General features: G+C 71.5%; 14 protein-coding genes. 7 read left to right on the top strand and 7 right to left on the bottom strand.

Going from position 1 to position 11,160, the window contains the following annotated elements; translation table 11 throughout:
• Positions 1-170 precede the first annotated feature (170 nt).
• Positions 171-1,040, bottom strand: coding sequence for a helix-turn-helix transcriptional regulator (locus AB0M80_RS42970; RefSeq protein ID WP_364576320.1), 870 nt, complete (start codon positions 1,038-1,040; stop codon positions 171-173).
• A gap of 72 nt (positions 1,041-1,112) precedes the next feature.
• Here AB0M80_RS42970 and AB0M80_RS42965 point away from each other — a divergent pair, with 72 nt between their 5' ends.
• Entirely contained in the window at positions 1,113-1,619 is a 507-nt protein-coding gene (locus AB0M80_RS42965; protein ID WP_364576319.1) for a MarR family transcriptional regulator, read from the top strand.
• Here AB0M80_RS42965 and AB0M80_RS42960 read toward each other — a convergent pair.
• A complete protein-coding gene (locus tag AB0M80_RS42960) occupies positions 1,616-2,158 on the bottom strand; it encodes a pentapeptide repeat-containing protein (protein WP_364576318.1) in 543 nt (180 codons plus the stop codon). The genes AB0M80_RS42965 and AB0M80_RS42960 overlap by 4 nt on opposite strands.
• Before the next feature lie 290 nt (positions 2,159-2,448).
• Between AB0M80_RS42960 and AB0M80_RS42955 the strand changes: the two genes are divergently transcribed.
• Together AB0M80_RS42955 and AB0M80_RS42950 are read left to right on the top strand one after the other, a co-directional pair.
• Positions 2,449-3,408 carry an RNA polymerase subunit sigma-70 gene (locus tag AB0M80_RS42955; RefSeq protein ID WP_364576317.1) on the top strand — a complete coding sequence of 320 codons (960 nt, stop codon included), beginning with the start codon at positions 2,449-2,451 and terminating at the stop codon, positions 3,406-3,408.
• A gap of 38 nt (positions 3,409-3,446) precedes the next feature.
• A complete protein-coding gene (locus AB0M80_RS42950) occupies positions 3,447-4,196 on the top strand; it encodes a DUF899 domain-containing protein (protein ID WP_364576316.1) in 750 nt (249 codons plus the stop codon).
• Between the two features lie 179 nt (positions 4,197-4,375).
• Here the strand turns inward: AB0M80_RS42950 and AB0M80_RS42945 are convergent, their stop codons facing one another.
• The gene (locus tag AB0M80_RS42945) at positions 4,376-4,951 is read right to left on the bottom strand and encodes a hypothetical protein (protein WP_364576315.1); all 576 of its coding nucleotides are present in this window, start codon (positions 4,949-4,951) and stop codon (positions 4,376-4,378) included.
• Positions 4,952-5,070: 119 nt separating this feature from the next.
• On the bottom strand, positions 5,071-6,060 hold the full coding sequence (locus AB0M80_RS42940; protein ID WP_364576314.1) for a WYL domain-containing protein: 990 nt from the start codon (positions 6,058-6,060) through the stop codon (positions 5,071-5,073).
• 112 nt (positions 6,061-6,172) lie between these two features.
• Between AB0M80_RS42940 and AB0M80_RS42935 the strand changes: the two genes are divergently transcribed.
• Positions 6,173-6,640, top strand: coding sequence for a VOC family protein (locus AB0M80_RS42935; protein WP_364576313.1), 468 nt, complete (start codon positions 6,173-6,175; stop codon positions 6,638-6,640).
• 7 nt (positions 6,641-6,647) lie between these two features.
• Here the strand turns inward: AB0M80_RS42935 and AB0M80_RS42930 are convergent, their stop codons facing one another.
• Entirely contained in the window at positions 6,648-7,088 is a 441-nt protein-coding gene (locus tag AB0M80_RS42930; RefSeq protein ID WP_364576312.1) for a hypothetical protein, read from the bottom strand.
• A gap of 108 nt (positions 7,089-7,196) precedes the next feature.
• Here AB0M80_RS42930 and AB0M80_RS42925 point away from each other — a divergent pair, with 108 nt between their 5' ends.
• The 3 genes from AB0M80_RS42925 to AB0M80_RS42915 all read left to right on the top strand — a co-directional run bounded on the left by AB0M80_RS42925 (position 7,197) and on the right by AB0M80_RS42915 (position 9,856).
• Complete coding sequence (locus AB0M80_RS42925) at positions 7,197-7,970, top strand: maleylpyruvate isomerase family mycothiol-dependent enzyme (protein ID WP_364576311.1); 774 nt, start codon at positions 7,197-7,199, stop codon at positions 7,968-7,970.
• 148 nt (positions 7,971-8,118) lie between these two features.
• The gene (locus AB0M80_RS42920) at positions 8,119-9,288 is read left to right on the top strand and encodes a helix-turn-helix domain-containing protein (RefSeq protein WP_364576310.1); all 1,170 of its coding nucleotides are present in this window, start codon (positions 8,119-8,121) and stop codon (positions 9,286-9,288) included.
• Between the two features lie 124 nt (positions 9,289-9,412).
• Positions 9,413-9,856, top strand: coding sequence for a peptidase inhibitor family I36 protein (locus AB0M80_RS42915; protein WP_364576309.1), 444 nt, complete (start codon positions 9,413-9,415; stop codon positions 9,854-9,856).
• Here the strand turns inward: AB0M80_RS42915 and AB0M80_RS42910 are convergent.
• Complete coding sequence (locus AB0M80_RS42910) at positions 9,805-10,125, bottom strand: darcynin family protein (protein WP_364576308.1); 321 nt, start codon at positions 10,123-10,125, stop codon at positions 9,805-9,807. The genes AB0M80_RS42915 and AB0M80_RS42910 overlap by 52 nt on opposite strands.
• 16 nt (positions 10,126-10,141) lie before the next feature.
• Positions 10,142-11,059 carry an NAD(P)H-binding protein gene (locus tag AB0M80_RS42905; protein ID WP_364576307.1) on the bottom strand — a complete coding sequence of 306 codons (918 nt, stop codon included), beginning with the start codon at positions 11,057-11,059 and terminating at the stop codon, positions 10,142-10,144.
• Positions 11,060-11,160 lie beyond the last annotated feature (101 nt).

Here is an 11,160-nt window from a genome sequence, read left to right as displayed (position 1 = left end):
GGGAACCGGCTGCTCCACATCCTCGTAACGCAGAACGTCGGGGGTGCCGTACTCGTGGAAACGCACTGCCTTCATCACAGTTCTCACCTTCGCCGGGGCCAGTTTGCTTCGAATTTGAAGCAAACGTCCCTTGATCCACATCGACTTCAGGATCGCGGCAACGGGCGCGGTCAGCCTGGGCCGGTTTGGCCCACCCTGACCACGGCCGGCGCGCCCGCGGTGCGGACGACCTCGCCGAGCCGAGCCGCGTCGGCCGAGTCCGGGGCCGCGGTGAGGACCACCGCCATCAGGTCGTCGCCGGGAACTTCGAGCAGGGCACCGTCGAGCGTGATGTCGCCACCGTCGGGATGCCGGAACACGGCCTGGTTCTCGTAGGCGGAGACCGTTTCCGGGGTGCGCCACAGGGTGTCGAACGCACGGCTGGCGCTCCGCAGCTCGTCCACGAGCTCGGCGAGCGACGCGTCGGCCGGGTAGCGCAGGTGCGTGTCACGCAGCCGGGCGGCGAGCACGGCCTGGAAACCGGCCTGGTGCTCCTCGGTGCGATCGATCTCCCCGCGCGCGTTGCAGAACGTGCGCCAGGCGACGTTCCAGTCCCGGGCGGATCCGGCCGGCGCCCCGCCGCCCAGCGCCATCCACGCACCGTTGACGGCGATGACGTTCCAGGCCGCGTCGGTCAGGAACGCGGGGGTGTCGTCGAACCGTTCCAGGAGCCGCATCGCCGCCGCCCCGGCTTCGCGCGGCACCTGCCCGTCGACCGCGGCGTACCCGGCGAGGGCGCAGAGCCGCTCGTAGTCCGCCCGTCCGGCTCGCAACGCCCGCGCGATGGCGGTCACCACGCCGGCCGACGGATGACGCCGGCCCTGCTCCAGCCGCCGGATGTAGTCCGCGGACACCCCGGCGAGCTCGGCCAGCTCCTCCCGGCGCAGGCCGCGGACCCGCCGCCCGCTGGTCCGCGGTCCGCCGGCAGGCAGCCCGGCGGCGGCGGGCTCGGTGTGTTCGCGCAACCAGCGGACCGCGGTACCCAGCTCGGACAAGGACATGGCGCCAGTGTGCAGTAGCGGGGTGGCCGTTTTCGCGAGACCCCTTCGAATTCAAAGCAGTAAGCTGCGGGTATGTCTGACGCACCACCGTCGCTCGACCCCGTGCAGCTCGGCGCCTACTTCGACCTCATCGAGGTGACCAGCCTGCTCCGGCACGCGGTCGAGCAGCAGCTGCGCGAGGCCGGCGATCTGAGCTACGTGCAGTTCCAGCTGCTGGCCCGGCTCGGGGACTCGCCGACGGGCAGCCACCGCATGACCGACCTGGCCGACGGCGTCGTCTACAGCCGCAGCGGCCTGACCTACCAGGCGGGCCTGCTCGAGAAAGCGGGCCTGGTGGTGCGCGCCCCCTCCCCGGACGACGAGCGGGGCATCACGGTCACCATCACCGACGCCGGGCGCGCGCGCCTCGCCGAAGTGCTGCCCGGGCACGTCGAGGTGGTCGCCGGCCTGCTCTTCGAGCCGCTCTCACGCGAGGACGTCGAGACGCTCGCCGCCCTGCTGGCCCCGGTGCGGGACCACATGCGCTCGACGCCACCCCGCTCGGCGGCGCCCCGCCGCCGCACGAGGGAGGAGAGCTAGGCGTTGGGCAGCAGAAGGCCGGGTGGCGGGGCCGGCCACTGATCGAACACGGGTGGCGTGGTGTAGTCGTCCGTGCTGACCTTGGAGAGGTCGACTTCGCCGCCGGTGAACCGGGCGCCGCGGAAGGTCACCTCGCCGCCGGTGAAGGCGGCGCCGTCGAACTGGACGCGGCCGCCGCTGAACTCGGCGTTCTCGAAAGTCACCCGGGCGCCGTCGAACTCGGCGCCGCCGAACCAGACTTCGCCGCCGCTGACGTGCATTCCGTCGAACGACGTCCAGCCGCCGCGGAACCGGGCCAAGCTGAACAGGAGCCGGCCGCCGGTCACCTGGATGTCCGCGAAATCCGCTGAGCGGAGCACGGCCCGGAGGAAGTTGAACTCGTGGCCCTGCCAGCTGACGGGCGCGCCGGGGCGAAGGTGATCGCTGATCACTGTCGTGATCGACAGGCGCACTTCGGATTCCTCGTCGTGGTACCACGGCGAATCCACCGCGGGTTCATACGGAATACGCAGGTACGCGCACAGCACGTCGATGCACACCTGACGCTGCTCGAGCCACTCGTCGGCCAGGCTGGCCCAACGCCAGCCACAACAGCACCGCCGCGACCGCGAACACGCCGAGACCGATCAAGACCACCGCGACGATGTGTCTCCGGATCGACCAAAGTCCGGTGGCCCGGCCACGCTGGGGAGTTGTCGAAGCCACGGCGAGATCCTAGATCGTCGTGTCGGCGAACGACCCTGCGATTCCTTTTGCCCGCCGGCGGAGTCCAAGAGAAGGCTGGACCGACAAGCGGGAGGGTGACGTGTCCTCTGAGACGATCTCACAGGTGAGCGGTGTGCGGCTGGACGACGAGTTCGAACGGCTTCGCGACGGGCTGATCGCGCACTGCTACCGGATGACCGGCTCCTACCAGGACGCCGAGGACACCGTCCAGGAGACCTACCTGCGGGCGGTGCACGGCATGGCGGGGTTCGAGGGCCGGTCCTCCATCAAGACCTGGCTCTACCGGATCGCCACCAACACCTGCATCACCGCGTTGAACCACCGGAGCAGGCGGGTGCTGCCCGCCGGGCTCGGCGCGCCGGCGAGCGATCCCGGCACCCGCGTCTACGCCGACGACTCCCTCGCCTGGGTCGAGCCGCTGCCCGACGCGGTGCTCGGCCGGCGGGACAGCGACCCGGGAGAACTGGTCGTGCTGCGCGAGTCGGTACGGCTGGCGCTGATCGCGGCCCTCCAGTACCTGCCGGTCCGGCAGCGCGCCGCGTTCCTGTTGCGTGAGGTGCTCGGGTGGCCGGCCGCCGAGATCGGCCGGACCCTCGGCATCAGCGTGCCCGCGGTGAAGAGCCTCCTGCAGCGGGCCCGCAGGCGGCTCGACGAGGTGGACCTCACCGCCCAACGGACGGCGCCGCCGGACCTGGAGCTCGAGCGCGCGCTGCTCGACCGCTACATCGCGGCGTTCGAGGCCGGGGACGCCGCCGCCATCCGGGGCGTCATCCACGACGACTTCAGCCTCGAAGCCGTGCCGCACCCCACCTGGTTCAAGGGCGTGGGAGTCTGCCTTCCGTTCATGGCACGCAACTCCTTCGGCCGGGGCGCCCGGTTCCTGCCCACCCGCGCCAACGGCCAGCCGGCCATGGCCGGTTACCGCCGCGACGCCTCCGGTCGGTTCCAGGCCAGTGGCCTGTGGGTGTTCACGGTGGTCGACGGCCGCTTCTCCCGCGCGATCAACTTCCACGACTCGCGCCACGTCACGGCCGCCGGCCTGCCCGCCGCGCTCGCGGCGTAACCACTGAGGAAAATCCGAAGATCGAGAGGAAACGCGCCATGAAGGTGCCCCCGGTTGTGCCTGCCCGGGAATGGGAGGCCGCCCGCCAGAGACTGCTGGTGAAGGAGAAGGAGCGGACCCGCGCGTACGACGCGCTGGCCGCCGAACGACGGCGGATGCCGTGGATGGCGGTGGAGAAGGACTACCGGTTCGAGGGGCCGGACGGGCCCGTGCGGCTGCTCGACCTGTTCGAGGGCCGCCGCCAGCTGATCGTTTACCGGTTCTTCTTCGAGCCGGGTGTGCACGGCTGGCCGGAGCGTGGCTGCGTCGGTTGCTCGATGATGGCGGACCAGGTCGCCCACCTCGCGCACCTGAACGCTCGCGGGACGACGTACGCGCGGGTGTCACGGGCGCCGCAGCCCGACATCCGGCGGTTGAAGACGCAGATGGGCTGGGACAGTCCCTGGTACACGCTGACCGACGACTTCGACGCCGATTTCGGCGTGGACGAGTGGCACGGCACCAACGCGTTCGTGCGGGACGGCGAGCGGGTGTTCCGCACCTACTTCGTCAACCACCGCGGTGACGAGGCGCTGGGCAGCACGTGGAGCTACCTCGACCTCACCGCGTTCGGGCGGCAGGAGGAGTGGGAGGACTCTCCGGAGGGGTATCCGCAGACCCGGGCGTACGAGTGGTGGCGGCGACACGACGAGTTCGAAACGGAGACCGACCCGTGGGACGGGCGCCTCGACGAGAAGGTGGCCGCCACCAAGGCGCACGCCCGCACATCGGCAGGCGACGCGACCTGACCGGCCACCCGGCCGGATCCTGACCTGCGACCCGGGCGCACGGGTCGCAGGTGCGGGGATCGCGGTCACGGCTGCAACTCGCGGGTAGCGGCGGGATCATGGTGTTCGACTCCGCGCGGTTCGGTCTCCGGCCCTACGCCGGATTCGACGTGGACCGGTACGTGCGGCGGACCTCGGGCTCAGCTGCTGCGGATCAGCGCGCGGGCCGAGGCGGCGGCGTCCGTGAGCTTCGTGCCGGTTCCGGTGACGAAGTAGAGGCCGAACGGCGCCATGCACTGGAGCGCCACGCTGAACCCACCGGTGACCGGGGTGCTGGAGTAGTCGGTGCACAGCTGGTGGGTCGTGGCGTAGACCTGCGCGAGGGCGTGTGCTTCGTGGGCGGCGTCGGTGAGGGTGGTGCCCATGCCCTGCAGGAAGACGATCCCGGCGGGAGTGTTGCATTGCAGGGTCACGCCGAACCCGCCGAGCTGGGTGCTGCCGCCGTCGGAGGAACTGCACTTCAGCCCGGCGATCGCGGGATCCTGGACCAGCGCGGTGGCTTCGGCGGAGGCGTCGCTCAGCGTGGTGCCCAGGCCGGCCACCACGCGGAAGTAGCTGCCGGTGCAGGTCAGGGTCTGTTCGTAGCCGCCGAGGACGGCCCGGTTGGTGTAGGCGGAGCAGGACTCGGCGGCATCCGCGGTGGCGGGGGCGGCGACGGTCGAGCCGCCTGCGACGGCGAGGGCACCGAGCGCCCCGAGGCAGCGACGCACGAACATGGCAACGACTCCTTCGCTGAGCAGGCACCACCGGGCCGGAAACCGGTGCGACAGGGCATTTCTTGGTCTATCACCGGCACCCGGGAAGGTTTCACGGCATTTGTGACGACATGGCCGGTCTATCCCGTCCCCGCGGCGCGGCCGGCGCGACGGGACAACTCGGCGAACGCCGCCCGCAGCTCCGGCGGCCCGATCACCTCGATCTCGGTGTCGAAGCGGGCCAGCGCCGCCGCCAAGGCGGCCCAAGACCAGGACCCCGACGTCAGCCGGGTCCGGGCGGCGCCGAGGTCCTCGACGACGCCGTCGCCGGCGAACGGGGCCACCTCCTTCACGGGCAGGCCCAGGATCACCTCGCCGCGGCAGGGCCAGGCGTCCGTGCCCTCGGATCCCTTGAACCGGGCCGAAAGGAAGGCGGCCACGTCGCCGCCCGGCACTTCGCGGGGGGCGAACCGCGGTCCGTTCGGGACGCGCGGGGTCATCCGGTCGGCGCGGTAGGTCCGCCAGTCGCCGCGGTCGGGGTCCCAGCCGACGACGTACCAGCGCCCGGCCCGCACCACGAGGTGGTGCGGCTGCACGCGGCGGGCCGGGCGCGGCTCGGCGTCGCCGGGCCGTCCCGGCGGACGGTAGTCGAACCGCAGCTCCTCACCGGCGCGGACAGCGGCGCTCAGCACGAGCAGGACGCCGGTGTCGACCTGGGCATCGGTGCCGCGCCCGGCCGCGCTGATCTCGAGGGCGTCGACCCGCTGCCGCAACCGCGACGGCAGCACCTGCCGCACGGTGGTCAGGGCCCGCGCGGCCGCCTCCTCGATGCCCGCGCCCGTCCCGACGGCGATCCGCAGCGCCACGGCGAGCGCGACCGCCTGCTCCTCGTCGAACAGCAGCGGCGGCAGCTGACTGCCCGCTTCGAGCCGGTAGCCGCCGTCGGGTCCCTTGACCGCCTGGACGGGGTAACCCAGCTCGCGCAGCCGGTCGACGTCGCGGCGCACCGTCCGCTCGCTGACGCCCAGCCGCTCGGCGAGCAGGCCGCCCGGCCAGTCACGGCGGGCCTGCAGCATGGACAGCAGCGACAGCAGCCGGCTGGAGGTGGTCGTCGAGGAAGCGGTCGGCATGGGGAGAGAATGCCAGGAATAGGGGACAAACCCTGACCGGTACTCCCGGAACAGTGGCTCTTGCCGCCGGAAACCTCCGGCGGCTGGCACCCTCGCGAAGGACCGGAACACCATGTCGCTCACCGCTGTCGCCCACCTGAACTTCCACGGCGAGGCCCGCGAAGCCCTCGAGTTCTACCAGTCGGTGTTCGGCGGGCAGCTCACCGTCGCCACCTACGCCGACTTCGGCATGCCTGCCGAACTGCCCGGCGCCGGCCACGTCGTGTTCGGTCAGGTCGTCGCCGAGAACGGCTTCCGCGTCATGGCCTACGACGTGCCTGGTCGGGACGCGCCTGCCGCCCCGGGCGCACCGAGCACGCGTCGCGAAAACGGCACCACGATCACCGAGGAGCCGTTCTTCCTCTCCGTCCGCGGCGAGCGCATCGACGAGGTCACGCCGGTGTGGGAGGGCCTCGCCAAGGGCGCGACCGTGATCGAGGCGTTCGGCCCCGCCCCGTGGGCACCCGCCTTCGGCATGCTGGCCGACCGCTTCGGCGTCACCTGGATCGTCGACGTCGCGGCGGAGTACGCCCAGGCCTGATCCGCGGTCAGCGGCGGCCGGCGGCCAGGATGACGAGGAACTGGCCGCCGCCCGCCTCGACGCCGGCGGTCACCGGCAGCCCCGGTACCAGCCGGGAGAACCGGTCCACCAGCCAATCCGCCGCTTCCCGGGCGTCCTGCTCGGTCGGGCACCGGGCCACCATTTCGCGGCCACCCTTGCGCTCCAGCCGCCCGGCCACGGTGATCAGCGGCGCGGGCTCGACCACGTGCAGGCGGTCCGGCCAGGCGATGACCACCTTGACCGCGCCCTTGCGGGTGTTGCACCCGCGGTGCGCGAGCCGCTCGGCGACCTTGGCCTTCCGGTCGGCGGTCCGGCTGTCGACGCTCGGCCCCCGTGGGTCGTTCACCGACATGCCGGGGTCGACCGGCTCGTCGCACACCCAGCAGCGCCAGCCGTCGCGCTCGGCCACATCATCGAGGAGGCTCATCCGGGCAAACTAGCCTGTCCGGCCGCCACCCCGCGCGCCGCACCCAGGCGAGCGCGACGGGCGCCGGGATCATGGAACACCCGCGTCCATCCGCGAGTTGAGGGTGGCATGAGTCAACTGATGGACCGCACGATCGCTGCCCTCCGCGGCGAGCACGACGTGCTCGCCGGCCTCGTCCGCACCCTCACCGACGACCAGCTGGCCGCGACCAGCGGCGCCGCGGAATGGACCGTCGCCCAGGCCCTTTCCCACCTCGGCAGCGGCGCGGAGATCGGCCGCGCGCCGATCGCCCGTGCGGCCGGGGAGACCGTGGCGGCCGAGGACAACCAGACGATCTGGGCCCGCTGGGACGCGTCCGCCCCGCGAGCGCAGGCCGAAGGCTTCCTGGAGTACAACGGCCGTTGGCTCGAGACGGTCGAGGCGCTCACGCCGGAGCAGCGTTCGTCGCTGACCGTCGACCTCGGTTTCCTGCCGGAGCCGGTCTCGTTGCTGACCGCACTGGGCATGCGGCTCAGCGAGGTGGCCAACCACTCGTGGGACGTGCGCGTGGCCGTCGACCCGGACGCCGGAGTGGACGCGGGCTCGGCCGCGGTGCTGGTCGAACTCCTGGCCGGGCCGGTGGGCTTCTTGCTGAACTTCCTCGCGAAGCCGGCCGAGCTCGCGGCCCCGGCGTCGGTCGCGGTCCCCGGCGCCGGTCTGGTGATCGACGACGCGGTCACGGTGGTGGACCACCTCGAGTCGCCGTCGGCGACGTTCAACGGGCCGGCGGAAGCGTTCGTCCGGTTGGTCAGCGGCCGCCTCAAGGCGCCGTACGACAAGGGCGTCACCGTCGAAGGCAGCATCACGCTCGACGACCTGCGCCGGGTGTTCCCCGGTTTCTGACAGACCGGCGTAGCTTGAACGGGCGATCCGGACGATGCTGGTCGAGCGTCTCCGGATCGCCGTCGAGGAGGCCGGCCGGGGGGCTCCGGTCACCTCGTCCGGCCGGACCGCACCGCTCTGATCGCTCTGACGGGGAGGACGGATCGAGATGGGTGGCCTGCTGGAAGAGCTGATGAAACGAGCCGACGCCAACGCGCGCGCCGAGCTCAACGCCTACGAACGCGAGCTCCCGGAATACCGGGTTCGCGCGGAGAACCCGCGTTCCCGGGCGGAGATGCTGGATTATGCGGTGTGGTTCCGGCGCCACACGGTCGAACTGGTCCGGGAAAGCCGTCGGCTTTCCGAGGAAGACCTTTCCTTCATCGGGGAAATAGGCCGGAAACGTGCCGAGGAAGGGTTCTCCACCGGGGCGGCGCAACGGGTCCTCGCCTTGCACGCGACCTTGATGCTGCGCGAGATCAACGAAGTGGCCGAAGGTGACGACCTGGCGGAGCTGCTCCGCCTCACCGCCTGGTTCGGCGAGCAGGGCGCCCGAGGCAGTGGCCGCTACCTCGACGGCTACCTGGCCGCCCAGCGGCTCCGGCTTTCGGTGGGAAAGCGGCTGCACGATCTCGTCGACCTGCTGCTGGCCGGCGATCTGTCGGCCCCCGGCCTCGCCCACGATCTCGGTGTCTGCCTGCACGACCACTACTTCGCGGTGGTGATGCGGTTTCCCGGCCGCCCGCCCGGGCGCGACGACGACACCGACGACCTCGTCGAGTCGGTGTTCAAGGTGCACGCCGTGCCGATCGCCTGGCGGCGGCCGGACGAGCTGCTGACGCTGCTGCCCGCGTGTTCTCCGCAGGAGACGCCGGCGGACGACGCGCTGCCCGTGGTGCGCGAGATCGCCGAGGCGGCCGAGGGAGCTTGCCGCGTCGGCGTCGCGACCGGCCCGGCGAGCAGGCTGCCCGAGACCGTGTCCCTGGCGCGCCAGGTGGCCGAAGTCGCGCCGGTGCAGCGGATTCCGCACGTGCTGTCCGGGATCGGGGACGTTTTCGTCGAACTCGGTGTCGTGCGGGTGCCCGAGGTGGACCAGTGGCTCCGCGACGTCGCCCGGCGGCTGGCGAGCGGCCCGGACCTCGTGACGACGCTCGATGTCTACTACCGCAACGACATGAACCGGCTCCGCGCCGCCGTCGCGCTGCACATCCATCCCCGGACCCTCGACTACCGCCTCCGGCGGGTGCGGGAGGTGACCGGGGTCGATCCCGGCTCGACGAAGGGCATCCGCATCCTGACCGCGGCCGTCGCCCGCCTGCTGGCCGGTGCGTGGGCCTGATTGCGCGTCGTGTCAATCCGGCGATCGACGCCGGACGCGGATTTGCGAGATGTGACAACGTATTTCCCGAGTGCGATCGTTACGCTCGCCTGCATTACCGCCCATCGAAAGGGAGTAATAGCAGATGCCGACACTTCGATCCCGTTTTGCCGCACTCGCGGGCATCGGTGCGACCTTTTTCCTGACGATCACGGGTATCGCCGCGGCCGGGTCCGGGGCTCCGGTCGCGCTGCCCGCCGCGGCGCTCGCGTCCTGCCCGGCGAATTCGGTCTGCCTGTACGAACACAAGGATTTCGGGGGAACGGTGCTGGTGATCCCGGCCGGTGACGCCTCCCCGGACCTCCGCGCCTTCGCCTGCGCGAGCTGCCGCAGCTCCAAGCACAACAACAACAACGGAACCTGGTCCGATCAGCTGAGCTCGTGGGTCAACAACACGGGACAGGTGTATTGCTGGTACTGGCACGAGAACTACGCCGGCCGCAACGACACGGTGATGAACGCGGGCACGGCGCTCAGCTACGTCGGCAAGGATCCGAACGACCAGGCGTCCTCCATCGGCCCCTGCTGAGCCGCTGTCGCGTTTTCCGGGCACGTCCTTCCGGCGTGAAGGCCGCTTTGAGGGATTCCGAGTTCCTCGAGGCGGCCTTCACGAACCCGGGCTGTCGATGCCCGCACACACCTGCTGTCAGGTGGCGAGGGTCGCCGCCGGTTCCACGCCGTACGTGCGGGCGTAGCCGTTCTCGGTCCCCCCACCTGGGTGGTGAAGGCCCGGACGCGTTCGGCCACGGTCATCGCCAGCCACTCGGGCGTGGTCTTGACCAGCAGGAACGCCGTCACCGGCGGCTCGGTCCGATCAGCGGGCACCGGCGGCCTCCGTGGAGGCGAGGACGGCGGGCTTGAGGACCTGCGCGCACCACTGCGCGAATCCGGTGGCCGGAACCGCCTGCGGCACCCGGTCGACGCCCGAGTCCAAGCCCTGGTCCTTGGCGCGCTTCATTTCGACCATGCCCTCGACGAACGCCTCGTCGAGGCCGTAGCCGAGCATGGTGGACCGCAGGTCGTCGAGTGACTCGCGCCGGTAGCGGACCGGACGGCCCAGCTCCTCGGTCATGATGCGGGCCAGGTCGTCGGGTGACAGGTCCTGCGGGCCGAGGACCGGAACACTGCCGGCGCCGGTCCAGGAGCGGTCCAGCAGCAGCCCGGCCGCCGTCGCGGCGATGTCGGCGACGGCCACCAGCGGGGCCGGACGGTCCGCGGCGACGGTGTCGGTGAAGACGCCGTTCTCGCGGATCGAGCCGGCCTCCTCCAGCAGGTTCTCGAAGAAGGACGGGCAGGCCAGGGCGCGGTAGGCGACACCGGAGCCGGCGATCAGGTCGTCCACGGCCAGTGCTGCGGTGACCAGCCCGGCCCGGGCGGCCGGCGGGGTGCCGCGGCCGAGCGCCGAGACGCCGACGACGTGGCCGACGCCGTGAGCCGCGAACGCCTGCGCGGCTGGTCGGGTGAAGCCGCTGTACGCCTCTTCGGGCGCGCGGGAGGCATCCGGCGGCACCAGCCAGAAAACGGCGTCGGCGCCGGCGAAGGCGCGGTCGGCGGTCTCGGGGTCGCCGTGCGAGCCGGTGACCACCTCGACGCGTCCGCGCGCGGCCTCGGGGAGCCGGGCGGGGTCGCGGACCACGACGCGCAGCTCCTCTCCGCGTGCGGGTGCGGCTTCGAGCAGCAGTGACAGCAGCCGCCGGCCGATGTTCCCGGTCGGGGCGGTGATGACGATCATGAATCCTCGCGGTCTGTGGGGATCGGAATGACCCCTTCAGCGTGCGGACCGCACCGCATTGCCACAATGGGAACTTCAGCATCCCATCGTTGCCTGAAACG

The organism is Amycolatopsis sp. NPDC051045, assembly GCF_040682955.1.
Lineage (GTDB): Bacteria > Actinomycetota > Actinomycetes > Mycobacteriales > Pseudonocardiaceae > Amycolatopsis.
The sequence above is the reverse complement of the archived record's forward strand: the minus strand, read 5'-3'. Positions and strand labels throughout refer to the sequence as shown.